This window comes from Longicatena caecimuris, assembly GCF_018406465.1.
GTDB classification, from domain to species: Bacteria; Bacillota_I; Bacilli_A; order Erysipelotrichales; family Erysipelotrichaceae; genus Longicatena; species Longicatena caecimuris.
The window spans coordinates 164,776-187,611 of record NZ_AP024510.1 but is presented as its reverse complement, the minus strand read 5'-3'; the positions used below and the strand labels follow the sequence as shown (position 1 = coordinate 187,611).

The window sequence follows — 22,836 nt, the reverse complement described above, 5'->3', positions numbered from 1 at the left end:
CTACTCATGAAAATCAAGTTTGTCTATGACTTTATCTACTTCATACTTCTGTTGTGTAGGTACGACTTGAATATACATTTCACATCCTTTCTCCATCATTTCTCTTAACAATTTGACATCCTTTGCATCAAAGGTAATGCCACTTGGTGTACTGACTCTTCCAGAGCCGCCACCTAAGCCCCCTATTTGAATAATTGGCATTGGGAATTCTTTCATCAATAATGCATGACAATCTTCAACGTTCTTAAACAGCAGCAATACCTTGCCATCTCCAAACGCATTTTCCTTCCAACGTTGACTGCTTTCCTCTATGGTAAAGATATCCACCTTCACATTTGAAGGTGCTGCCATTTTATATACACTTGCCAAAAATTCATCCTTTGCCAACATATCATTTACAATGATGATACGATTTGCATTGGCCTGTTTTACCCATTTTGTAACGACCTGTCCATGAATCAAACGAAAATCAATTCGTATTAAGCTAATTTCTGCCATTATGTTTTCCTCCTCTATGACAAGTTTTTCAACAGCTTGATAACATCTTTCCCGCTGCTTTGTAAAATTGACAGACCTACATCAATCAATTCCTCCCGGCTGTGATGATCTTTTTGTGATGTGATTTCAATATACATGGCCAGATTCAATCCTGATATGACTTGCATATCATAGCGTTGAGATAAGATAGCACATGTTGTACAAGGGGTTCCTCCGAATAAATCTACCAAACACAAAACTTTCTTCCCGGCTTCTTTCTGTAAGGCTGCTTCCATCATTTCCTTATATTCTTCTGGAGGCATGCCAGGCAGTAATGAAAATGAATATACATTTTCGCTTTTGCCTGCAATCATTTCTGCGGATTTAATAAGTTCTTCACCAAATCTTCCATGTGTACAGACAAAGATGCACAAATCCTTTTCCATACGATCCTCCTTCCTGCTTTTACTCTTTCACCTTCCTTTTAGCAAGTTGTGTGCCAATAGAAAAAAGTGCCGTGAACATCAGCACTTTTCCTTATACGAAGCATAGTGTGTTATTCTGTGTCGAAGATATCCATCACATAAGCGATTTCTGTGTCAGAGATTGTTATTTGAAATTCATCCTCTAAAATGCGCAATGCCGTTTGGATGATATGATATAGCTTTTCGTCTGCTTTAATACGTTCTTCCATGCCGACATAGGGCATTTCTTCCTTACGGATACAGCGCTCTATCATACATCCTACATGTAGCATATAACCAATCAACACACGATTATAATCATCAATATCTAACATTTTTGAAATGACACGGAAGGATTTACGAATGAGAGCATCCGCTTTGATCGGATCTAGAAAAACAAGCGTTTCTTTTAAGAAATTATTGGTCATTAAGTTCGCTGAAACGATTTCTTCGCCTTCTACCCCTAGATTCATCGCAATAATCTGATTTAATTGGGAAAAGCCATCTTCTAAGATAATCTTGTCACTGGAGATATAGGCTACATCTTGAATATGCAAATCACATGCACCTACAACAGCCAAGACTCGTTTCCCACTTAGATCCTTTTGTTTAAAAGTTTCGGTATTGCAGGGAATAATCTCAATACTGCATTCTTTTACCAGTGGCAAAGCACTGCAGATTAAATCTCCTAATTTAATAGCTGCGCCTTCTCCACTCATACAAGTCGTAATAATCACATATTGTTCCCCATTTTGTTGCTGCAGATTCTTTGAATATAGCTTGCCGATATAGGGCGTATAACTACGTAATTCTTTATATAGATCATCCAATGTATATTCCAGCAGCATGGTTTTTCGCAATGCTTCTAATACAAAGGGCGTTGATATCATATCAATGGTCCGAATAGGAATCTGTGTCTTTTGCGAAATGATGTCCCCAAAGGATAAGAGAGAACCCATATCCACTAACATCAAAACCCCTTTTCCCTCATTGATTTCCTTTACCTTTTCCGTAACGACCTCTAAAAAATCATCCACATTCTGATGCAGGCTCATATCCAGCGCATGACCATGCGTAGTATGTAAAAGTGAATTTGCCACATCCACCATATTGCGCGCTACCCCATTTCCATGTGCTAACGCCAGTAAACCAATCGCCCCATGCTTTCCCTCATTTTCCTTTTCCACACATAAAAACATGGTGAAAAATAAGAGCTCCTGATCTTTTAGTTTCATATCCAATTCCATTTCCAGAAAATCGCGTATTTCTCTGGCTGCCGCATATTCATTAGGATTTTCCCGCATGACCTTATAAATTCCATCATTGATTTCATAAGTATCCCGTTTATGCTCCGCTATTGCAGAAACATGCATCGCCATGGCTACGCAAATTTTTTTCGAGAAATGACAGCTTAAACGCTGTTCTGCTAAAGATAAGGCAACCTCCACAGCATGATAAATATGAATCGGTATGATCTTATGCAACATATCCATATCTTCATGCTCATCAGTGATACGATCTGACAAAGTTTCCATATATTGCTCAATATAACGGCGTATAAAAGAATTGGCCTCCGCAATCGAATAACCACGACGTTCATACCCTATCAGCTTACGACTGATTTCATGATAAATATCGGAGAATTTCTCATCATAATTTTCTTCCGAGGTTGTTTGATCATACAATATATATTCTTCATGAAGTGGCAGATTTTTTTCTATTTCTTGCATCTTTTCAGCATTTAATAATCCACGATAAATATGATCTTGCAAAATGGATGTCGTAATACGAATTTCATCGTATCCTTTCATTTTCGATTCAAGAAAGCCATTGGCACACAGTAATCGAATATCAGCTTTTAATTGTCCGATATTTCCTTTACAATCATAGGACAATAATGAACGCATGACTTTATTATGTACTTGAATTGGTATCATAACCTGATTATATTCCTGAGCAAAAAATTTCTCAATCAGCTCATAACGTTCTTTTATCGTTCGCTCATGCAAAGCAGGCATTGTGATCGTCATCGGGATTCTTCGTAAAAATGTCTGTAGTAAAGAAGATTCTACATTCTCTGTGGTTGCCGCAATAATCAATGTTCTTGCCGTACTATTTTCTTTTGCTCCTAAGCGGCGATATTCATTACGATCCATTAACATGAATAGCATCTCTTGTCCTTCAGGAGGCAGTCGATGTATTTCATCCAAAAATAAAACCCCATCGCGTGCCTGCTCCACTAAGCCATCATTCGTTTTCTCTGCCCCTGTATAAGCACCCTTTACATAACCGAACAATTGACCCAACAGCAGCTGTGGATTATCCGCATATTCTGCACAGTTAAAGACGATAAACTTCGCATCCTCACCTAATACACCGTGTTCCTTGGCATAACGATACATGATTTCCGCGAACATTGTCTTTCCTACTCCGGTAGGACCAATCAACAGCGTATGCAACCCAAATGGCGGATAGATCATCGCTGCTTTTGCTTTCTTGATAACCGTCTTTAAACTACCATCACTGCCAATCACATGCAAAAAGGCATCCGTCCCTATGGTTTCCTGCATTCGTATACTGTTTTTTAAGGTTGTTACTTCGTACTGTTCTAGCCTTGTCTTACTTAATTCCTGTAATATCTTTGCATCAAAATAATACACCGGTCTTCCAATAACTTTCACAACCACTTTTTCCTGTACCAGACGATTGAGCTCTTTGCTCACATTTGCCCTGTCCATTTGTAAAACCGCCGCAAGATTTGCCGCATTTACCCCTTCATATCCTTCCATGATCTGTTTTATTGATACGGTTTGACACATTTGTTTCAGGCAATCAAATACTTTTGATTTCCTTAGCATTGTTCCACCTCAATTTCAGAATTGTCATAACATCTCTATATGTGATTATAGTTGATTGTACTTCTAAAGTCAAAGCGTTTTCTACCATGGCAGAATTTTCCTGTATATGACCTTTTTTACATGCCGAAGCTGTCAATATTCTAACCTAATAAAACTTTATGTAGATATTCCTATTAAAGAGCAAAAAAAGAAGACAGTTTATAAAACCGTCTTCTCTAGAAAGGTCGCATTATTTTTTGATAATGGATGTATTCCAATGTTCGTTTGGTGCTACTTCCAGTAAATCAGCTACCGTAGCTGCAACATTTGAAAGTCCTAGATCTTCATCCTGTTTCAATTCTACATCTGCACCATAAACAATGAATGGAACCTTGTTTAATGTATGGGAAGTCTTAGATTTAACAGGTGCATCTTCTTTTTTCTTCTTTTCATACATTTCATCAGCATTTCCATGATCTGCTGTAACGATTAAGATACCATTTACAGCATCCACCGCTTTCTTAACACGAGCCAGCTGTAAGTCAACAGATTCTACACCGATAACAGTAGCTTCAAAGTTACCGGTATGGCCAACCATATCGCCATTTGGATAATTCGTACGCAGGAAGTCATAGTTTCCTGATTCAATAGCGGCACATAACACATCGGTGATTTCAGCAGATTTCATCCAAGGACGCTGTTCAAATGGTACAACATCAGAAGTGATTTCTACATAATCTTCCAATTTCTCATCAAATTTCTCAGAACGATTCCCATTCCAGAAGTATGTCACATGTCCATATTTCTGTGTTTCGGAAATAGCATATTCACGAATCCCGTGTTTGCATAATTCTTCTGTCAATGTATATTTGATCTTTGGTGGGTATGTTAAGAAGTTGTGAGGGATATTCAAATCTGCATCATACTGCAACATACCGGCATACATAACTTTTGGCATTCTCACACGATCAAACTTATCAAAGCTGTCATCACCGTCAAAGGCTAACGAGATTTCCTGAGCACGATCGCCTCTGAAGTTAAACAGTACAACACTGTCGCCATCTTCGATCGTTCCCACCGGTTTGCCATCTTTCGCAATGACAAAGCCTGGCAAATCCTGGTCAATTACGCCTGTTTCGTTACGGAATGTTTCTACTGCTTCAGAAGCAGAAGCAAACTGACGTCCTTCACCTAAAACATGTACATGCCATCCTTTTTCTACCATTGCCCAGTTTGCTTCGTAACGGTCCATCGTAATCGTCATACGTCCGCCGCCGCTAGCAATGCAAGCATGGAAGTTATCATCATTTAATTCAGCCATGTAGTTTTCAATATCTTCGATATAGATCAATGCACTGGTTTCCGGAACATCACGTCCATCTAACAGCGCATGAATGCGAACTTCTTTCACGCCATCTTCTTTTGCTTTCTTAATCAAAGCCTTCAAATGATTGATGTGAGAGTGTACATTTCCATCCGATAACAAACCTAAGAAATGCATTGTTCCATCTTTACAATTGTTAACCAAAGCTTCCCATGTTTCAGTCTTGAAAATTTCTCCGGTTTCGATGTTTTCATTTACTAATTTTGCCCCTTGTGAGTAAATTTGTCCACAACCAAGAGCGTTGTGTCCAACTTCACTGTTCCCCATGTCACCATCACTTGGCAATCCAACAGCCAAGCCATGTGCCTTAATTTCTGTGTGTGGGCAGTTTGCCCATAATTCGTCTAATGTTGGTTTATATGCTTTTTTAACGGCGTTACCAAATTCTGATGCGTTGATTCCAACACCGTCCATAACCACTAATACTACTGGTCTTTTACTCATAGTATCCATACCTCCTGTCTACCTTATAAATATACCATCTTTTTCTTGTTTTAGAAACTGTTTTGTTCACAATCCCCATAGAAAAAACATCACTTTTCGTGATTTTTCTTTATGATAGTTTATGGACACTATAAAATACGCATGAATGCCAGTAATAGAAACAGGATGCCACTAACCCATGATAAATTCCAATCTGCCAAGGAAGCGACATGCCTTCCTATATATGAGCCAAAAAAGACCGCAAGGAAACCGACAGTGAAACTGATACATAAAACCAGTAAACGATCATGTACCTGTACGCCATAAGCAAAACCACTGACGATCGAATCGATGGAAAGAGCAACCGCTAAATATAACGCTTCATGCAATGATAACTCTTTTGAATGATCGGCATCTGCCCGTGTTTCATCCAGATAAACATCAAGTACAAAGGATATACCACTGTACTGAAAGGAAACTTTACGACTTTTTCGATCCTTTAAAAAAGATTTAATCGTTCCTTGAAAAAGTGCACTAACACCCATTAAGAAAAAGATAGCAAACGAGAAAACAGCAGCATACTGAGGATGTAATACCTTTTGAAAAAGCCCTGCAGTATAAATAGAAACACCCAAAAAGCTTGTCCCTATCAATGCGATTAACAAAGTTGAACGTAATGGAATACGAATCTTTTGTGCACCATAAGCAAGAGATGCTAAAAAACTATCTAAACTTAATGCCACAACCAATAGGAAAGAAGTAATCATTTCGCATTCTCCTCTTTATTATGGTATTACGCTATTGCATTTCGGTGACGGCTGCTGCCAAATTAAAAACATCTCAATTCGCATGTTTTGCGTCATGAGATGCTTGTATTTTATAATTCTGTGATATTTCCTTTTTTATCGGCTAAGATCACACTCATATTCAAACTGTTTTTAACCGCTTCCGGTATTTCATTCCATTGTCGGCGATAAGAAAGAGAATCATTAAACGCAATGCTGTAATGTGTTTTTGTATCTTCAATATGCTTTAATACTTCACTCACCTTCACCGGTAATGGCTGTTTACGGCCACGTTTAATACCTTGCACATTGATGACCCAACGCTTATTTTCGATATGGGCCTCGATAAAGTCTTTATTTTCCACATATTCCCAGCCATGTTCATTTAGCCATCCTTTGATGAGGTTACGCAAATCTTCTGTATTTCGCTTCATCTTTGCTTTTCGTGCTGCCAATTTTTCTTCTTCACTTTTTGCCGGACGACCGCGTTTTTTGTCAGGGAACATGCGCTGGCGATTTGCTAAATCATGCAACTGAAAACGCACCGTTAAATGGGAACCAAATCCGGTATTACCTTTTGGGCGTTGTAAGATTTCATCTCCTTCTAACATTTTTTTATAAATAGCCTGACAGCAAGTAGGCATCGTTGCATGCTCAGGTGATACAGAGGCATGTAGCTGCTTAGAATTCACCTCAATGCAGGTTTTTCCCTCCTTTATCGCTGTCAGTTTCAAATTTTCAATAACTTCCAAGTAATCTTTAATTCCTGGACCTTTCATTTTAACACTCTCCTTTTATTGGTTACATTGTAATTGTTTTGTTTTGTCGAATGCACGCACATTCTGGCAGATTCTAAAAAATTTGTTTTTTTCTATAAAAGGAATGTCTAAATTTCTGTATCACATGATGAATCCATGATAAAATAAAAGGAGAAATCATCATCGATTACGCGCATAAAATTAAGAAAGTGGTGAAGGCATGAAAAAAATGTTGTTTAAAAAAATTCTGGCTGTCTTAGACGCCATAGAATTACAAGGTATCGATCTTCATCATGCACCGATTCGGGTATATGAAGAGCTGGCAAATGATTATTATGCAACAAAGCTACCGGAAATTCGTGAAATCATTCATTTTCTGCATGAAAAGAAAGCCTTAAAAGAAACCGAAAACGGTATCGACTTAAATCCTGCACCGACGATTTATGCGAAGAGTAATCAGAATTCCGGTGTTGAAGCTTTATCATTATTTGAAACCTTTATCCATGATGTATCTGTTTACGCCTTTTATCAAAAATTGGCTTATGACAATGCTTGGATGGACAAGCAAGATGTGGAAGAAGCGCTAGGAGCAGATGTGTATCGTTTGCTGCAACAGACCATTCTGTTTGAAATAGAAAATGAGCAATGTCATTTTCAGCCAAAGCTGTTAAAAGGTATTACGGATATTCTACAGGAATATGATGACGAACAAGAGCCTTTGATTTCCGTCGCCCTTACTGCGCTGTTTACTTCCAGTATCGTTGCCCATGAAGATATGCGCATCGATTATAAAAATACAAAAACACCGATGTTAAATTATAAATATAAACAAACGATTCTTTCCATCATCCCAAGACGTGGCATACCACACGATCGTGATGAAACCAAGGCACTACAATCCTTTTATAAGGACACCTTGTTTCATGAATTTGATCATGCCTGCCCGCTATGTGGTATAAATATTCCTCATATGTTAATTGCATCTCATATTAAACCTTTCCGGGATTGTGCGCACATTTATGAGGCAATTGATCATAATAATGGGCTATTGTTGTGTCGTAATCATGACTATCTTTTTGATCAAGGTTATATCTCCTTTGATGAACTTGGTTATATCCTGCTTAGTGAGGAGATGTTAGAACGAGATCATTTAGCTTCTTATGTATTAAGAAAAAACTATCAGTTACCTGCCTGCTTTTTGACAAGAGAACGCCTGCAATTTTTAGAATATCATCGTAAAAATATTTTTAAGCATAGGAAATAAGCTTCTGCCTATGATGAAAAGATATACACTTTCTATCCGATATGTACCCTCCATATTTATCAGCCAGTAAGGAGGGTATTTTTTTCGTCTATTCCATGATTCAGCTATCCTTTTTCACCATATGATAAGACATTCCCATCTTTCATAGTATTAGCATGAGATACATTCTTAAATTATTTCCATTTATAAAAGAAAAGCACAAACATATCTATACAAGTATCAAAATTTTAAAAACTTATCTATAAGATCTTTTAATGACCATAGCATCACAAGATTGATTTGATAAATGTAAAAAAATGTATGCATAGAATTTAACAAAGTTTTAGTAAAAACATTCGAAAAAAAGCTCCTATCTTACTTGATCTAAGTATGACAAGAGCTTCTGCATAAACATTATAATTGAAAAAATGCTTGCTTGATAAACCGTATTTTTTCACAGCATAAAACTATAACACTGTTAAAATATCTTCCAGCTTCTCCATCACCTGATAGCACATTGCTTTTAATTCATCATCCGGTGCTATCATATCCGGAATCATTATGACATCCATCTTTGCTGCATGTGCTGCCAATATGCCATTCTTAGAATCTTCTATGACAAGGCAGTCTTCCTTTCGCAAGCCCAGACGCTTTGCTGTTTCAAGATAAATATCAGGATGAGGTTTTCCATGCGCTACCATCTTACCCACTACGATTTCTTCAAAGACATCTTGAATGCCCTCATGCCGCAAGTTAAACTCCACATTTTCCCTTCGCGCACTACTTGCTAAAGCCAAACGATAACCTTTTTCTTGGAGAGCTGTAAACAGCTGCTTTAAATTACATTTAGGCAATGGACCATGTGTTTTTTTATACTCCATCGCGTAATCTTCATGATATTGATACGCCTCTTCCTGAGGCCAGCCTTTTGGCATGTAGGCATCAAACACAACTTGTGCACTTTGATAGGTTCTTCCAATCAAATCTAAAATAAATTGTTCACTTTTGGGCAGATGGAAACGCTCCATGGTTGCCAGCCAGGCAATACGCGATATTTGTTCCGTATCAAATAAGGTTCCATCCATATCAAATAAAATTGCTTTCCACTTTTTCATCGTAACCTCCATACAAGAAAACCCCATAGAATTCTCTACGGGGGAATTAATTACCATCATTTGCAGGATCATCACTTTTGGAAGGGAGCTTAAAAATTTGCTCACCTGGTTTGCTCACCATGAATTTACCTCTGGCGTAGCGTTTTACATATTCAGGGTCTTCCAAATTTTCTTTACGTTTCTTTAAGTCCTTTTGCTGACTTTCTAATGAACTGATCATCTCTTCACTGGTAGAGATTTCTTTCTTTAAACGAAACGTTGTGATCAAATCTTCTGCAGCTATCCAAATCAGAAAACAGGATAAGAATATGGCGGCTAAACTAAAGAACGTGCGAAATGGATGTTTCTTCTTTTTTCTTTTTGCGCTTATTTTTTTTACTTCTTCGCTCATTTATCCTTCGCCTCCTGATTTTCTTCGGTAATCTTATTATAGCAAGTATTTTGGATTTGACAAGTTTAAGTTTTTTGCGTAAAGGCCGCAAAGTTTTAACAAGAGCGAAGAAGAATTGCTGAAATACCGCAAGATACCACGTATAATACACCATGACACCTAACAGGAAAAAACCAAGTAGGTAAATGTTGGTAATCCCGCCATTGATGCCATAAAGACCATAATAAAGCAAAGATGTAAACAGTACATGGAACAGGATTTCCATCGTTCCTCTTAAAAAGGAAACATGCATATATTTCACAAAATTTAAAAGAAAACTAAACCCTAATCCATATACCCAGCCCATGAGAAAGTGATATAGAATAGACTGTATCTGAACCGGCAGCAGCATTATTTAAACAGCTTAGAAATAACCGAATCCTTTCCATTACCTTTTTTATTGGATACATAAGATAAGGATTCAATCAATCCGCGGATAATGACATCTCCACGCTCGGTATCCAGCTTTCCTAAGGTCAGATCTTTTCCCTGCACGAGCATCCAGCCTTGTGCGGTTTCCATTAAAAATTCACTGGAATCAAAACTGTCAATCTGTTTGACACCAGTTAATTCCATCACTTTACGATCTTTTATCACAACGTTATGGTATGGATTTGTTTCAAAGCGCAAAGGATTTGTATTCGTTGTATCTTCCATATAAGTTCCTCCTCTTTTCTTCATTACATCCTATGTTCATGAAATAGCGTTTAGAACTTATGCAATTCTTACAGCGATACTTATAATAAACGCAGTTGTCGTGGGGCTTCTTTTCGCATGGTGACCACATCTTCCTTTGTGATATGTCCCAATAATACACTACTCTTTGGATCATGTTGCATCATGCGTTGGGAAATGCTATCTTCGTCATAATTGGCATAACAATAAGCGCAGCCATGATTACAACAATTATAATCACCAATATCTACCGTTGCCAAACACGCACATTGTGTTCGTACGCCTTTTTCTTTTAATGCTATCGGATATCCTACCAAAGCTTCTATCTCTTTACGATCTACGCATAAGCCCTTTTGGATATGATAAGGGGATAAATCAATGGCTTCCGCACAAGTTTGTATTTGCATACCATAGGATACGCCAATTTCTCCAAGACATTTTCCTATGGCCAACATCTGTGCATGACGCAACTCTTGTAAATGTAAAGATGGCGCATGTTTTTGTGTGTTTTTATACATATCAAGAAAGGAAATGATGATTTTGTTTATTTTGCCTTGTAGCTTTGCACAAAGTTTTTCAAAGGCTTGTGCATGGTAGCTGATGGTATAACGTTCATTTAAGAGAATCGGATCATAGCGTACATATACACGATCTTTTCCAATTTGTTTTGATAGCTCCACAATGCCCTCTAAAATGGCTTTTTTATCTAAGACATGGGACTCTATATCCTGATGATAAGGAGTAAATGTCACATGAAAGAGATAGGGAAAAGGAATTTCGGATAAGCGATGCAATATGGGCAAAGGATTTTTTGTACAGAAGATCATCGCATCAATTTGGTCTTGTGTTAGTGCTATACGACTGATCTGGTGAGGATTAAAAGGATTTCGTACGTCCACAAAACCTGCTTTGAAACGTTGAAACAGCCATTCACTGTAAAATGCCGGAATATCACACCTGCCACTTACAAACAACAACATAACCTCACCTCCTATAGTGTAAGACGATCTTTGCCATCATAGGTATCATTAGCATCTAATCTTGTATTTGATATAAAACCATGCGGTATTCGCGCATGGTTATGGATAAAAAGTTGTATCACATACAAACATGTCCGTATGTGCGTAATGACGGAGTGCCTTTTCAATCCGTGTTTTATCTTCACTCAACGCAAACACGGTGCTTCCGCTTCCTGACATTAAGACACAGGGAAAGCCCATGGCAATTAGCTCCTGTTTGATATCAGCAATCTGAGGAACCAGTTGGAAAGCACTATATTCTAATGAATTCGCAATATACTGCGGTAGTTGTTCATACTCTTTATTTTGTAACAGTTTTTGAATGATATGCGCATTCGGATGTGGACATTTCGCAAAATCCAACGTTGCAAAGGCTTCTTTGGTAGATACACCGATAGAAGGTTTTACAAGTAATACATGTGGCTTCCAGTCAAAGTGAAATGGCGTTAGTTTTTCCCCGATACCTTGTACTAAAGCACTTTCCTGTAAGACACAGAAAGGCACATCTGCCCCAAGCTGTTTTCCTAGCTGTGCTAATTCTTCCATCGTTATAGAAAGATGACACAAACTTTGAATCCCTCTAAGAACGGCTGCTCCATCGGCACTTCCTCCGGCTAGGCCGGCTTGTGAAGGTATGCGCTTATGCAGATGTACATGGAAATGTTCTTTTAACGCAAAGGTGTTTCGCATTAATTGAACAGCACGAACAACGGTATTTGTATCATCCATGGCAACTTGTGAATCATCTGTTGTGAACATATCTTCTTTTGCAATGGATATTTCAATCGTATCATGTAAGGCCAGTGGCAACATGATCATTTCTAATTCATGATAGCCATCTTCACGTTTCCCTACAACATTTAATGTCAGATTGATTTTAGCATGTGCCTCAACGATCATCTTGCATCACCTCGTATAAATGCAGAAATTCATCCAGTGTCAAACTTTCTGCTCTTCTCTTCGCATCAATATCAGCCTTTTCTAAATAAGCTTTTGCGGTTTCTTTATCGCTGCAATATTCCTGAAAATTATTTAAGATGGTCTTCCGACGTTGTTTAAAGCAAGCTTTGACCATTGCGAAAAATGGTTCTTCTTGTAAATTTGTGTAATGTTTGCGAAAGGTAAATTGCAACACTGCGCTATCAACATTAGGTTTGGGATGAAAAACATTTTTTGGAACTTTCATAACAGCGCGTACATCACAGCGATATTGCGTTATAATGCTTAACGCATTATATTCTTTCGTATTTACTTTCGCATGAAAACGATCTGCCACTTCTTTTTGCATCATTACCGTAATCGCCGCAATATCCGCATTTGATTCAAAAATTTTAAACAAAATCGGCGTTGTAATATAATAAGGCAGATTTGCCGCTATCACGACATCCATACCTTTTTCACGATAACGATTTACCCATTCCCTTAAATCAATTGTTAAAAAATCCTGTAAAACAATAGAAACATTCGTATATTCAGAAAGTGTATCTGCTAATACATGAGGTAAACGTTCATCTATCTCAAAACAGACAACCTCTTTCGCATATTCACATAAATATTGCGTCAATGCGCCAATGCCCGGTCCGATTTCAAACACAACACAATGATCACTGACAATAGCACTGCGGGCAATCTTTTCTACAACACTTGGCTCTGTTAAAAAGTTTTGTCCGTAATTTTTCTTAGCGAACAGGTCATGCGTTTCTAAGATTTCCTTTGTTCTGGATGGGGTTGCGATAGGTTTCTTCATAATGATATCCTTTCTATACTAAAGCCGCAAACGCTTTAATAGCTGCCTCAATCATACAAGGTGGTAAGAACAGCCGCAGCAGCAGCCAAGACAATATTTTTAATTAACTTCGTAAAATTACTTCCTTTTTGGGTGCTTTTTACATCATACAAGCGAGGAAAAGCAAACAATAGAAAAGCGCTGTAAAATAAGACCTGCTGGCGCATGGTTTCATTATCCATACGTAACGCAAAGATTACGGCAATCAGAAAAACAAGATTACTGATGGATTTTAGAAAACGCCGTAACGAATACATGCGCATATCTAATAATGGTAAGCTTCCTTGGATATCCTCGTGATAAAAAATCATTGTGGATTCATGTTCCAAAAGCAACTTCCATCCCAGTGAGGTAAAGATATCTTCATCACCGAGGTATTTTACATCATAAATACAAAACTTCCCATATCGCGGTGCTGTTTTCACAAAACGAAAGAACAAAAACGAATCAAAAAAGATGTAAGAAAAATCTTTTACGATCCATCCCTTTATAGCCATTTGCCGCAACCATGTTTCTAATGTTTCACGTTGGACAAAGACACTGCGAATTTTTTGTTCTTCTTGTTTCATTTGCGCAACAGCTCCTCAACATCATGCAGTGTCAACTGCATCATATTTAAACGTTTAAACAACGTTTTGGCATTTGGTCTTCCTAAATAAAGCGCCTGAGCAACTTTTTCTCTTTGATGAGCGGCAGCTTTCCCCCCATGCAAGCCTAAAGATAAATATTCTTCCCAGGATATACTTTCAACAGGCTGTTCTTGATAGGTGAATACATGAGATAATGCATCCAACAAATCTTTTTTTGATGCATGTTCTACACCGACCTTCTTCGCTGTTTTTGCTTTATGCTTCTCGATATATGCATTTTTACAGCCGGGAATTTTCTGATTGATGGCAGTACGAATGATTTCCCCGGGATGATCAGGATCGGTAAAGATGATGACACCTCTGGTTTTGGCAGCCTGCTCAATGAGTCGCAATGTTTCTACTGACAGATGGGTACCATGAGTTTCAATGGTATCACAGTCAATGCAGCTTTGTAGCACGTTGGTATCATTTTTTCCTTCCACAACAATAATTTCTTTAATTTTCATGGATATCACCTACCTCTATAGTTTACCACAATTTTATCTTAGACGCTATTGCCTCTCTTTGATGTTTAAGGATTGCCTTTTTTATATTTTAAACACAAAAAAGATTGATCCTTTATCATATATGGAAAGTATCAACCTATCTTTTATCTGCTAAATTGTCGTAGTACATTTAAGCAAACTTTAGTTTAACTATTTTACAATTCCCCTAGGCTCTAGCGGGAATTCGCAGCTGCTATTTTCTTATGTAGCATCCATATAGCCATATTATACCAAAAGCTTATTTGTACATAAGCTCTTTCTACTTTTGCCAGAATTGGCGAATTTCACTTATGAAATACAAGGAACCGGTAATAACGATCGTTTTCTTTTTCTTTAACATATACGTTAATGCCGCATGATAATCTTCAATAAGATGGAGCTGTTTTCGATTTTTTAAACAACGGATATCTAAAGAGCGCTCATTATCAAAATGTGTGATGGTAATATCACTTGTAATGGTTTCTAATATCGATAACATCGTTTCAAAGTTCTTATCTTTTAAGACAGAAAATAAAACAGCGATATCGTCATAACCTTGTAAAGAGTTGCACAATGCCTGGATACCATCCGGATTATGCGCTCCATCTAAAATCACAATCGGATCTTTCTGCATAATTTCAAAACGACCGATCCACACAGCTTTACGTAAACCAGCCAAAATCTGCGCATCCTTTATTTCCACAAGTCTTTTTTCACGTAGCCGCCAAATTGTTTCCAAGGCAAGCGCCGCATTGCGAATCTGATAATTCGCCATAGAAGCCAGTGTCACCTGTAAATGTCGATAGGTAAATACCGTTTGCAAATTTGTAGATAAATCACAAATCGGCTCTAAGGTGTACAATTTTACTCCTTGTGCATCGGCATGTTTTAAAAATACATCCAGGCAATCTGCTCTGGTTTCTGCACTCACCACATCTGCACAAGCTTTGATGATACCTGCTTTTTCTTCCGCAATCTTTGCATAGGTGTCTCCTAAAAGCTCCATATGATCCAATCCGATGTTTGTTATCACGCTGATCAATGGTTCCAAAATATTGGTCGCATCTTTGCGGCCTCCTAAACCAACCTCAAACACGGCATAGTCCACATGATGCCTTTCAAAGTAAATGCATGCCAGCATCATATCAATCTCGAACATGCTCAGATCCCAGGTAAGCCAACTTTCATAATAAGTATTGGCAATTTCTATGAATTCTTTTTCATCCATATACATATCATTGATGCGGATGCGGTCTAAATGCGTAATCATATAAGGAGAGGTAAAGGAGCCTACACAATACCCTGCTTCCTGCAGCATACTGCGGATATCATTGGTCGTAGAACCTTTTCCATTCGTCCCTGCAACATGAATACTTTTTAGTTTCTTTTGGGGATCCCCTATGCTCTTCATATAGTCCTTAAAATGCATCAAACCATATCCGCGATTCTTCCGTCCTTCAATAAGCTGAATAATTTCCTCTGCCTTTGTAAACATATTTAATCCTCAATCTTCCATTGCACCGGTGAATGCCCCATCTTTAACAAAGCAGTATTTGTCTTAGAAAATGGCTGACTGCCAAAGAATCCATGATAGGCCGATAAAGGAGAAGGATGTGCTGAAGTTATGATATGATGTAGCGGATTGGTAATGAATTCTGCTTTCTGTTGTGCCCAATTCCCCCATAAAAGGAATACAATACCTTCTTCTTTTTCATTCAATGCGCGAATAACGGTATCGGTAAAAATTTCCCATCCTTTTTTACGATGAGAACCGGCTTTTCCACACTCGACACTTAACACTGCATTCATCATGAAAACACCCTGTCTGGCCCAATCCAGCAAATAGCCATGTGAGGGCATATCGATATCCAAATCGGTCTTTAGTTCCTTATATATATTACGCAGACTTGGTGGCAGCTTTACCCCCTTGCGCACGGAAAAACACAAACCATGTGCCTGATTTGGCTGATGATAAGGATCCTGCCCCAAAATCACTACTTTCACCTTTTCATATGGACAAACATCAAAACAGGTAAACAAATCCTCACGTGGAGGAAAAATCGCCTTGGTTTTATATTCTTCATCTAAAAAAGCCATCAATTCTTGATAATAAGGCTTCTGTATTTCCTGTTGAAACAAATCATTCCAGCGCTTCATATGCATCACCTTCCAAACGCAGTAATCATACCATAAGACCATCTTCTTCACAATGTGCATAATTTTAAAAAAAAGTAGTGAGAATGAAACTTTTTGGCTTTTTCTTTCGTTAACTTAGTGAAGGAGTGCTAATTATAAAGATAGACAAAAAAATATCATAAAAAATTCTTAATTTTTCTAAAGATTGTCTTACATTTTAGTAATACACCCCTATCAAAAAAAGAATCATGCTATAATGCGGTTAGATAAACAAACACTTACGAAGTGAGGTGACTGATATGAAAGGGAAAGATCTTACCACGAATACAACGATTGCGACAACCCATCCGGATAATACAATACTGACGGCAATTGTGAAACCACGTAACATCCTGATTGTCATTGGTCTAATGGCTGTCTTTATCTTATCTTTTTATTTATTCACCTAGTACACGAGAAGATTCTTACAATTTCATAACTTTTCATGCAAAATAAGAGAAGTGTGCTATAATAGGTGAACCATGAACTGAGGGGTGAGAGGTATGATAGAGAAAAACATGCATCCGGAAAAACCGATGCCAGAAGAAGAGCGTGATTTACTAGGGGAAATCTTCAGTTTTCGTAATGTACTTCTATGTGCAATTGTGTTGGGAGTGCTATTAGTAGTCATTAATATCTTCGCGAAATAAAGAACGATAAACCATACCATATCATATAAAAGACACGTCTTATCAATGTACAAGCCACATGGTGATGATTGGCAAACATGCTAAAGACACGTGTCTTTTTTTTTATCGTCATTTGGTGATGTAGGTGGCAACTGTTTATGTTTGAAAAAAAGTACCGTATTGTTTCCTTTCAACGATCCTCTCTCAGCTTTCCCAAAAACAAATTTCCCTAATTCTGGGATGAAAAAGGTCTTAATATCTTGATAGTGTAAATGTTTTCTGAAATTTATTCTGTTATTTTCATAATGTTATTGTAATTTCATCTCATTAGTGGTATGATACAACCAATCAGATAGAGGAGCGGAAGCGACAAAGTTAATTGGAGTCGGCGGACATTTGACAGTTAGCTGAAGCAATTTCGCCGAACTACAACTTTTGGCAAGAAGTTGTGGTGGGTTTATGGAGAACATCCATAAAACTGTCTACAGTCGTAGGAGTGCTATCTTATTGTCCATGTAGTAAGTAAATTTCACATGCCAGTAAGGTCATTATCCTACTGGCATTTTTTAACGAGGTGATGAATGATGAAAGATAACGTTTTACACATCCAAGGCGTGTCTGTAGAACAGCTTGCGACGGCTTGCCAGACCCCTTTGTATATTTATGATGAGAATAAAATAACGGAAAAGCTTAGCCGTTTTCATGAATTATTTCAATCAGATACTTTTAAAACAGAAGTACTCTATGCATCCAAAGCGTTTTCCTGTAAAGCCATGGTAGAACTGGTCGCGCAATACGGTTTGTCCTTAGATGTCGTCAGTGGTGGTGAATTATATACCGCAAAACAAGCTGGATTTCCTATGGAACGTGTATATTTTCATGGCAATAATAAATCCTATGATGAAATCATGATGGCCTTAGACTATGGTGTTGGAACAATCATTGTCGATAATGCGATGGAATGCGATATGCTGGTAAAAGCCGTAAAACGCAGTGGCCGCAGCATCAAAACCATGTTAAGAGTAAATCCAGGTGTTGAAGCACATACACATAAATACATTGTGACCGCCCATTTAGATAGTAAGTTTGGCATTTCTATCACCAAGAAAAAAGAAATTGCCGCCATGATCCATACATTAACAAGCGTTGCGGAAATTACTTTTCTTGGTTATCACTCCCATATCGGTTCCCAGATATTTGATAAACAGGCTTATGTAGCGGAAATTGAAAAGCTCATGCAATTTACAAAAGAAATGCAAACTGAATATGATATTCATATCTCAGCTTTAAATTTAGGCGGCGGCTTTGCGGCACTTTATACGAATGCCGATCATCCTATTCCTTTACAAGATGTTTGTCATACTATCTTAGATACTTGTAAGAAAGAAAATGCCAAACAACAATTAAACATCGAAAAAATTATGATTGAACCAGGTCGCAGCATCGTAGCAGAAGCTGGCAGTACCCTATATCGTGTCGGTTATCAAAAACAAACAGAGCATAAGAAGTATATCTTTGTCGATGGCGGTATGAGTGATAATATTCGTCCAGCATTGTATCAGGCAGAATATGCCTGTGATATCGCCAATCGCATGCAGGAAGAAAAAACAGAAACCGTAACAATTGCCGGAAAATGCTGTGAATCAGGAGATATTTTGATTGAGAATGCCAAATTGCCAAAGATATCACAAAATGATCTGCTAATTATTTATACGACCGGTGCCTATGGCTATAGTATGGCCAGCAATTATAATAAGCTGGGACGTCCGGCAGTCGTTTTCGTAAAAGATGGCCATGCCCGTGTCGTCATTAAAAAAGAAAGCTATGAAAACATGTTGGACTTAGAATGTAATGAGGTCATCAACGTATGAATATAGTAGAGAAGTATGGAGGAACAAGCGTAGCCGATCTGGATAAGATACGCGCTATTGCTCAGCATGTCAAAGAAATGAAAGAGGCTGGTCACAATGTGATTCTGGTAGCTAGTGCCATGGGAAAAACCACAAATAAGCTTATTGAAATGGCAACGGCATTAGGTGGTCATACCAATGATAGAGAAATGGATTCCCTTTTATCTACCGGTGAACAGCGAACGATTACCCTATTAGCCATGGCGATTGATGCACTTGGAATACCGGCGATTTCCTTAACCGGATATCAATGTGGTTTCATTACCAGCCATCATCATGCACATGCGCGTATTAAAGATATTGACATCACCAATTTACAAAAACACCTGGACGATGGAAAGGTTGTGGTGGTGGCTGGTTTTCAAGGAGCTACCGAGCATGGTGAAATTACGACGTTAGGAAGAGGCGGCAGTGATACAACGGCCGTCGCCTTAGCTGCCAAACTTGGCTGGGACTGCTATATTTATACCGATGTCAATGGTGTTTATACCATTGATCCAAGAATGTATCCAAAAGCCAAACGTTTAAAAGAAATCACATATAATGAAATGATGCAGATGGCTTGTTTGGGCGCCGGTGTTTTGGAAACACGCAGTGTAGAGCTGGCTAGTAAATACAATGTACGCCTATTCTTAGGAAAAGCCTTAGAGAAAGATAAAAGTAAGGGGACGTTTATTATGGAAAAAACGAAAAATCTGGAAGATATGCCGATTACCGGTATTAGTATCAAGGAAGATTATGCAATTATGCGGGTGAACGATCTTCCCAATGATGGTATCTTTCTTGGCGAGTTGTTCACACTGATTGCCAAATTAGATATCAATTTAGATACAATATCGCAACAGTTGACGCATGATGGTAAAGTTAACTTTTCATTTTACTGTAATAAAAAACAATCGGATACCATTTTAAAGCATATCGATGAGTTAAATTCCAAATATCCGATTTCCCGTCTGTTGGGCTTTGTGAAACTTTCGGTCGTCGGTGTCGGCATTTCCACACACAGTGGTATAGCGGCAAAAGTATTAAGTACCTTAAATGCACATAATATTCGATATTACATGATAACATCAAGTGAGATTTCTATCTCATTGACCATAGAGGAAAAAGATAAACAGAAAGCAATTGAAGTCTTAGGGGAAGCCTTTGATCTTTAATCTATTTATAACAAAACACCGAAAGGTGAAAGGAGAACATCATGAAATTTGATCTTAAGGGAAGTATTGTAGCACTTATCACACCCTTCCATGAAGATGGAAGTGTCAATTTTGAAAAGTTACACGAATTATTAGAATGGCATGTTGCCAATCATACCGATGGTATACTGGTTTTAGGAACGACCGGTGAAAGCAGCACCATGACGCATGAGGAAGATGATGCTGTCGTCGAATTTACCTTACAAACGATTAACAAGCGAATCCCGGTCATTGTCGGCAGTGGCTCTAACTGTACACAGACAGCTGTTGAAAAAAGCTTGAAGTATGAAGAAATGGGAGCCGATGCCTTACTGGTCATTTCCCCATATTACAACAAAGCCAATGCCAGTGGAATGATTCAGCATTTTCTGGCCGTAGCCGATGCCGTTCATACACCAATCATCATGTATAACATTCCTGGCCGAACAGGTTGCAGTATCTCTGAAGAAGCCGTTGCCGTATTAAGTAAACATGAACATATTTGCGGTATTAAAGAAGCAAGCGGAAATATCGCTTATGCGACAAATATCGCCCGTTATCTGAATGATGATTTCCGTATGTATTCTGGAAATGATGACATGATTGTTCCTTTATTATCTTTAGGTGCCAGTGGTGTGATTTCTGTATTGGCAAATGTGATGCCACAAGAAACACACGATATGGTGATGGCATATTTACATCATGATGTAGATACAGCCTTACAGATACAGTTAGATAATTTAGATCTCATTCACGCTTTATTTATTGAAGTCAATCCGATTCCTGTCAAAGAAGCTTTGAATCTGATGGGCAAACAGGTTGGTGGATATCGTCTGCCGTTATGTGAAATGTCAGAAGAACATAAAGAGGTATTAGCTGCTAAAATGAAGGAGAAAGGTTTATGCTAAATATTCTAGTCGCAGGCTTTGGCAAGATGGGAAGACTGGTTGTCGACAGTATTCAGAAACAAGAAGATATGCAGGTGGTAATGATTGCCGATGGTACTCAGAAACCTGATTTATCAACACTGCAAGAAGAACTGCATGCGATTATCGACTTTTCACATCCCGCCAATTTAGAGTGGATTGCCCCTTATGTGAAGGAGCATCATACGCCTTATATCTGTGGAACGACCGGACATAGTGATATGCAGAAACAAGAAATCAATGCTTTAGGTATGTATGCCCCTATTGTCTTTCAAGCAAATTTCTCACTAGGTATTGCTGTCATGCAGGAAATTCTTAAGATGGTGACACCCTTGTTAGAAGATAGTTTTGACATGGAAGTCATAGAAGCACACCACAATCAAAAACAGGATGCACCTAGCGGCACAGCAAAGATGCTTGTCGATATTCTGAACAAGGATCATGCCTATGAAGAAGTACATGGAAGAGAAGGGTTCATTGGCAAACGACAAAAAGAAATCGGTATTCATGCCGTACGAGGCGGTACGGTTGCCGGAGAGCACAGTGTCCTCTATCTTGGAGAAGATGAAGTTCTGGAAATCAAACATACGGCTAATAGTAAACAGATTTTTGTGAATGGTGCTTTACGCGCAGCACGCTTTATCCAAAACAAGCCCCATGGTACGTATACCATGAAAGATATCTTATTTAATGAATAAAAACAACGAGAAAGTCTCTTACATAACGGATTATGTAGGAGGCTTTTCCATGTGTATGTTCAAGTGCTGTATACAATCTAAACAAACACTAAAACTTTGGTATTCACAATAGAAAGCTTGTCTTTTCCCAAAAAAGCGGTATGATGGATGTAGAAAGATAACCATAACATTAATTAGGAGATGTGATACCCATGGGATGAATAGAATAAGAAATATGATATAAAATCCTAAACGTATAGGGATTAGAAAGGAGTTAAAATGATGAAAGAATTTAGGAGTATTGTAATTGACGCAGATTCAAACACTTATACTATTAAAGATGGAACACAGGGAGAATACAAGTTATCAGAAATTAAAAAATATAGTATTTTAAATGAACATGCAAATTATCGTGGAAAAGCAGAACCTTTTCTTCATCAGGTACTTGGTGGTGCTTCCTCTTTTATAGCTGTAGAACCTAAATTGTATGTGGGAATTAAAATCACTACGACTGCAAATGAAACTTTAGCTGTTTATATTTCAGAGAATCCTGTATTGTTTAATTCTGATGCTTATATTGAAGATAAGCAAGAAGCAGAAAGAGTAAAAGCGGTATTTGATGAGTTCTTTAAAAAATAAAATTATGAATTATTAAAGCCTAGAAAATTGGGACATGAACAAAATCTAATTAGATTATTCTTGTCTATAAGATAATTAGATCAAACAAAAGAGATCAACATGGAAAAGAAAAATATTGGATATTATATCGGTATATTCGTTTTAGGTATCATTACCGGGTTTATCATCTTTGAGATACTGCTTTAGAAAAGACAG

The 22,836-nt window shown here is 37.9% G+C and carries 25 protein-coding genes and 1 riboswitch; of the genes, 8 read left to right on the top strand and 17 right to left on the bottom strand.

The features are described 5' to 3' along the window. The 6 genes from KJS44_RS00880 to KJS44_RS00855 form a co-directional block, all read right to left on the bottom strand. Nucleotides 1-498 carry a PTS sugar transporter subunit IIB gene (locus KJS44_RS00880; protein ID WP_008691104.1) on the bottom strand — a complete coding sequence of 166 codons (498 nt, stop codon included), beginning with the start codon at nt 496-498 and terminating at the stop codon, nt 1-3. Between the two features lie 14 nt (nt 499-512). Further along, the gene (locus KJS44_RS00875) at nt 513-923 is read right to left on the bottom strand and encodes a PTS sugar transporter subunit IIA (protein WP_008691098.1); all 411 of its coding nucleotides are present in this window, start codon (nt 921-923) and stop codon (nt 513-515) included. A gap of 110 nt (nt 924-1,033) precedes the next feature. Continuing rightward, on the bottom strand, nt 1,034-3,799 hold the full coding sequence (locus tag KJS44_RS00870) for a sigma 54-interacting transcriptional regulator (RefSeq protein WP_008691097.1): 2,766 nt from the start codon (nt 3,797-3,799) through the stop codon (nt 1,034-1,036). A gap of 229 nt (nt 3,800-4,028) precedes the next feature. Next, nucleotides 4,029-5,606: a 2,3-bisphosphoglycerate-independent phosphoglycerate mutase gene (gene gpmI / locus KJS44_RS00865; RefSeq protein WP_008691096.1), complete on the bottom strand. Its 1,578-nt coding sequence runs from the start codon at nt 5,604-5,606 to the stop codon at nt 4,029-4,031. Nucleotides 5,607-5,734: 128 nt separating this feature from the next. Continuing rightward, a complete protein-coding gene (locus KJS44_RS00860) occupies nt 5,735-6,352 on the bottom strand; it encodes a manganese efflux pump (RefSeq protein ID WP_008691095.1) in 618 nt (205 codons plus the stop codon). A gap of 110 nt (nt 6,353-6,462) precedes the next feature. Further along, complete coding sequence (locus tag KJS44_RS00855; protein WP_213540151.1) at nt 6,463-7,149, bottom strand: AT hook domain-containing protein; 687 nt, start codon at nt 7,147-7,149, stop codon at nt 6,463-6,465. A gap of 199 nt (nt 7,150-7,348) precedes the next feature. Here KJS44_RS00855 and KJS44_RS00850 point away from each other — a divergent pair, with 199 nt between their 5' ends. Next, the gene (locus KJS44_RS00850; RefSeq protein ID WP_017144529.1) at nt 7,349-8,392 is read left to right on the top strand and encodes an HNH endonuclease; all 1,044 of its coding nucleotides are present in this window, start codon (nt 7,349-7,351) and stop codon (nt 8,390-8,392) included. Between the two features lie 446 nt (nt 8,393-8,838). Here KJS44_RS00850 and KJS44_RS00845 read toward each other — a convergent pair whose 3' ends face one another. The 11 genes from KJS44_RS00845 to KJS44_RS00800 all read right to left on the bottom strand — a co-directional run bounded on the left by KJS44_RS00845 (nt 8,839) and on the right by KJS44_RS00800 (nt 16,667). Continuing rightward, complete coding sequence (locus tag KJS44_RS00845; RefSeq protein WP_008691090.1) at nt 8,839-9,486, bottom strand: HAD family hydrolase; 648 nt, start codon at nt 9,484-9,486, stop codon at nt 8,839-8,841. Between the two features lie 46 nt (nt 9,487-9,532). Continuing rightward, on the bottom strand, nt 9,533-9,877 hold the full coding sequence (locus KJS44_RS00840) for an FtsB family cell division protein (RefSeq protein ID WP_008691089.1): 345 nt from the start codon (nt 9,875-9,877) through the stop codon (nt 9,533-9,535). Then, nucleotides 9,807-10,223: a spore cortex biosynthesis protein YabQ gene (gene yabQ, locus KJS44_RS14705; RefSeq protein ID WP_338037905.1), complete on the bottom strand. Its 417-nt coding sequence runs from the start codon at nt 10,221-10,223 to the stop codon at nt 9,807-9,809. The genes KJS44_RS00840 and yabQ overlap by 71 nt, the downstream gene beginning before the upstream one ends. Before the next feature lie 44 nt (nt 10,224-10,267). After that, on the bottom strand, nt 10,268-10,573 hold the full coding sequence (gene yabP / locus KJS44_RS00835) for a sporulation protein YabP (protein ID WP_008691085.1): 306 nt from the start codon (nt 10,571-10,573) through the stop codon (nt 10,268-10,270). Nucleotides 10,574-10,653: 80 nt separating this feature from the next. Further along, nucleotides 10,654-11,571: a DUF1848 domain-containing protein gene (locus KJS44_RS00830; RefSeq protein WP_008691084.1), complete on the bottom strand. Its 918-nt coding sequence runs from the start codon at nt 11,569-11,571 to the stop codon at nt 10,654-10,656. 99 nt (nt 11,572-11,670) lie between these two features. Continuing rightward, nucleotides 11,671-12,510: a 4-(cytidine 5'-diphospho)-2-C-methyl-D-erythritol kinase gene (gene ispE, locus KJS44_RS00825; protein ID WP_008691082.1), complete on the bottom strand. Its 840-nt coding sequence runs from the start codon at nt 12,508-12,510 to the stop codon at nt 11,671-11,673. Continuing rightward, nucleotides 12,500-13,357, bottom strand: a complete 858-nt coding sequence (gene rsmA, locus KJS44_RS00820; RefSeq protein WP_008691081.1) for a 16S rRNA (adenine(1518)-N(6)/adenine(1519)-N(6))-dimethyltransferase RsmA — start codon at nt 13,355-13,357, stop codon at nt 12,500-12,502. The genes ispE and rsmA overlap by 11 nt, the downstream gene beginning before the upstream one ends. Nucleotides 13,358-13,404: 47 nt before the next feature. Then, nucleotides 13,405-13,965, bottom strand: a complete 561-nt coding sequence (locus KJS44_RS00815; RefSeq protein WP_008691080.1) for a DUF2812 domain-containing protein — start codon at nt 13,963-13,965, stop codon at nt 13,405-13,407. Then, the gene (gene rnmV / locus KJS44_RS00810) at nt 13,962-14,492 is read right to left on the bottom strand and encodes a ribonuclease M5 (RefSeq protein WP_008691078.1); all 531 of its coding nucleotides are present in this window, start codon (nt 14,490-14,492) and stop codon (nt 13,962-13,964) included. The genes KJS44_RS00815 and rnmV overlap by 4 nt, the downstream gene beginning before the upstream one ends. A gap of 298 nt (nt 14,493-14,790) precedes the next feature. After that, nucleotides 14,791-16,005 (bottom strand): bifunctional folylpolyglutamate synthase/dihydrofolate synthase, encoded by a 1,215-nt coding sequence (locus KJS44_RS00805; RefSeq protein WP_008691077.1) that lies wholly within the window; start codon nt 16,003-16,005, stop codon nt 14,791-14,793. Nucleotides 16,006-16,007: 2 nt separating this feature from the next. After that, nucleotides 16,008-16,667: a uracil-DNA glycosylase gene (locus KJS44_RS00800; protein ID WP_017144528.1), complete on the bottom strand. Its 660-nt coding sequence runs from the start codon at nt 16,665-16,667 to the stop codon at nt 16,008-16,010. Nucleotides 16,668-16,945: 278 nt separating this feature from the next. Between KJS44_RS00800 and KJS44_RS00795 the strand changes: the two genes are divergently transcribed. From KJS44_RS00795 to KJS44_RS00765, 7 genes are all read left to right on the top strand, one after another. Further along, a complete protein-coding gene (locus KJS44_RS00795) occupies nt 16,946-17,095 on the top strand; it encodes a hypothetical protein (RefSeq protein ID WP_008691075.1) in 150 nt (49 codons plus the stop codon). 93 nt (nt 17,096-17,188) lie between these two features. Further along, entirely contained in the window at nt 17,189-17,335 is a 147-nt protein-coding gene (locus tag KJS44_RS00790) for a hypothetical protein (protein WP_008691073.1), read from the top strand. A gap of 324 nt (nt 17,336-17,659) precedes the next feature. Beyond that, nucleotides 17,660-17,824, top strand: a riboswitch (Lysine riboswitch). A gap of 71 nt (nt 17,825-17,895) precedes the next feature. Then, the gene (gene lysA / locus KJS44_RS00785) at nt 17,896-19,185 is read left to right on the top strand and encodes a diaminopimelate decarboxylase (protein ID WP_213540150.1); all 1,290 of its coding nucleotides are present in this window, start codon (nt 17,896-17,898) and stop codon (nt 19,183-19,185) included. Then, the gene (locus KJS44_RS00780; protein WP_008691071.1) at nt 19,182-20,381 is read left to right on the top strand and encodes an aspartate kinase; all 1,200 of its coding nucleotides are present in this window, start codon (nt 19,182-19,184) and stop codon (nt 20,379-20,381) included. Before lysA ends, KJS44_RS00780 begins: the two co-directional genes overlap by 4 nt. A gap of 41 nt (nt 20,382-20,422) precedes the next feature. Continuing rightward, a complete protein-coding gene (dapA, locus tag KJS44_RS00775; RefSeq protein WP_008691070.1) occupies nt 20,423-21,307 on the top strand; it encodes a 4-hydroxy-tetrahydrodipicolinate synthase in 885 nt (294 codons plus the stop codon). After that, entirely contained in the window at nt 21,301-22,023 is a 723-nt protein-coding gene (dapB, locus tag KJS44_RS00770; protein WP_008691069.1) for a 4-hydroxy-tetrahydrodipicolinate reductase, read from the top strand. The genes dapA and dapB overlap by 7 nt, the downstream gene beginning before the upstream one ends. Before the next feature lie 261 nt (nt 22,024-22,284). After that, nucleotides 22,285-22,641, top strand: coding sequence for a hypothetical protein (locus KJS44_RS00765; RefSeq protein ID WP_008691068.1), 357 nt, complete (start codon nt 22,285-22,287; stop codon nt 22,639-22,641). Nucleotides 22,642-22,836 lie beyond the last annotated feature (195 nt).

What these genes read in the sequence shown, in the direction of transcription:
- KJS44_RS00880 (WP_008691104.1), bottom strand. Translation starts at nt 498, where the DNA reads ATGGCAGAAATTAGCTTAATACGAATTGATTTTCGTTTGATTCATGGA.
- KJS44_RS00875 (WP_008691098.1), bottom strand. Translation starts at nt 923, where the DNA reads ATGGAAAAGGATTTGTGCATCTTTGTCTGTACACATGGAAGATTTGGT.
- KJS44_RS00870 (WP_008691097.1), bottom strand. Translation starts at nt 3,799, where the DNA reads ATGCTAAGGAAATCAAAAGTATTTGATTGCCTGAAACAAATGTGTCAA.
- gpmI (WP_008691096.1), bottom strand. Translation starts at nt 5,606, where the DNA reads ATGAGTAAAAGACCAGTAGTATTAGTGGTTATGGACGGTGTTGGAATC.
- KJS44_RS00860 (WP_008691095.1), bottom strand. Translation starts at nt 6,352, where the DNA reads ATGATTACTTCTTTCCTATTGGTTGTGGCATTAAGTTTAGATAGTTTT.
- KJS44_RS00855 (WP_213540151.1), bottom strand. Translation starts at nt 7,149, where the DNA reads ATGAAAGGTCCAGGAATTAAAGATTACTTGGAAGTTATTGAAAATTTG.
- KJS44_RS00850 (WP_017144529.1), top strand. Translation starts at nt 7,349, where the DNA reads ATGAAAAAAATGTTGTTTAAAAAAATTCTGGCTGTCTTAGACGCCATA.
- KJS44_RS00845 (WP_008691090.1), bottom strand. Translation starts at nt 9,486, where the DNA reads ATGAAAAAGTGGAAAGCAATTTTATTTGATATGGATGGAACCTTATTT.
- KJS44_RS00840 (WP_008691089.1), bottom strand. Translation starts at nt 9,877, where the DNA reads ATGAGCGAAGAAGTAAAAAAAATAAGCGCAAAAAGAAAAAAGAAGAAA.
- yabQ (WP_338037905.1), bottom strand. Translation starts at nt 10,223, where the DNA reads ATGGGCTGGGTATATGGATTAGGGTTTAGTTTTCTTTTAAATTTTGTG.
- yabP (WP_008691085.1), bottom strand. Translation starts at nt 10,573, where the DNA reads ATGGAAGATACAACGAATACAAATCCTTTGCGCTTTGAAACAAATCCA.
- KJS44_RS00830 (WP_008691084.1), bottom strand. Translation starts at nt 11,571, where the DNA reads ATGTTGTTGTTTGTAAGTGGCAGGTGTGATATTCCGGCATTTTACAGT.
- ispE (WP_008691082.1), bottom strand. Translation starts at nt 12,510, where the DNA reads ATGATCGTTGAGGCACATGCTAAAATCAATCTGACATTAAATGTTGTA.
- rsmA (WP_008691081.1), bottom strand. Translation starts at nt 13,357, where the DNA reads ATGAAGAAACCTATCGCAACCCCATCCAGAACAAAGGAAATCTTAGAA.
- KJS44_RS00815 (WP_008691080.1), bottom strand. Translation starts at nt 13,965, where the DNA reads ATGAAACAAGAAGAACAAAAAATTCGCAGTGTCTTTGTCCAACGTGAA.
- rnmV (WP_008691078.1), bottom strand. Translation starts at nt 14,492, where the DNA reads ATGAAAATTAAAGAAATTATTGTTGTGGAAGGAAAAAATGATACCAAC.
- KJS44_RS00805 (WP_008691077.1), bottom strand. Translation starts at nt 16,005, where the DNA reads ATGTTTACAAAGGCAGAGGAAATTATTCAGCTTATTGAAGGACGGAAG.
- KJS44_RS00800 (WP_017144528.1), bottom strand. Translation starts at nt 16,667, where the DNA reads ATGAAGCGCTGGAATGATTTGTTTCAACAGGAAATACAGAAGCCTTAT.
- KJS44_RS00795 (WP_008691075.1), top strand. Translation starts at nt 16,946, where the DNA reads ATGAAAGGGAAAGATCTTACCACGAATACAACGATTGCGACAACCCAT.
- KJS44_RS00790 (WP_008691073.1), top strand. Translation starts at nt 17,189, where the DNA reads ATGATAGAGAAAAACATGCATCCGGAAAAACCGATGCCAGAAGAAGAG.
- lysA (WP_213540150.1), top strand. Translation starts at nt 17,896, where the DNA reads ATGATGAAAGATAACGTTTTACACATCCAAGGCGTGTCTGTAGAACAG.
- KJS44_RS00780 (WP_008691071.1), top strand. Translation starts at nt 19,182, where the DNA reads ATGAATATAGTAGAGAAGTATGGAGGAACAAGCGTAGCCGATCTGGAT.
- dapA (WP_008691070.1), top strand. Translation starts at nt 20,423, where the DNA reads ATGAAATTTGATCTTAAGGGAAGTATTGTAGCACTTATCACACCCTTC.
- dapB (WP_008691069.1), top strand. Translation starts at nt 21,301, where the DNA reads ATGCTAAATATTCTAGTCGCAGGCTTTGGCAAGATGGGAAGACTGGTT.
- KJS44_RS00765 (WP_008691068.1), top strand. Translation starts at nt 22,285, where the DNA reads ATGAAAGAATTTAGGAGTATTGTAATTGACGCAGATTCAAACACTTAT.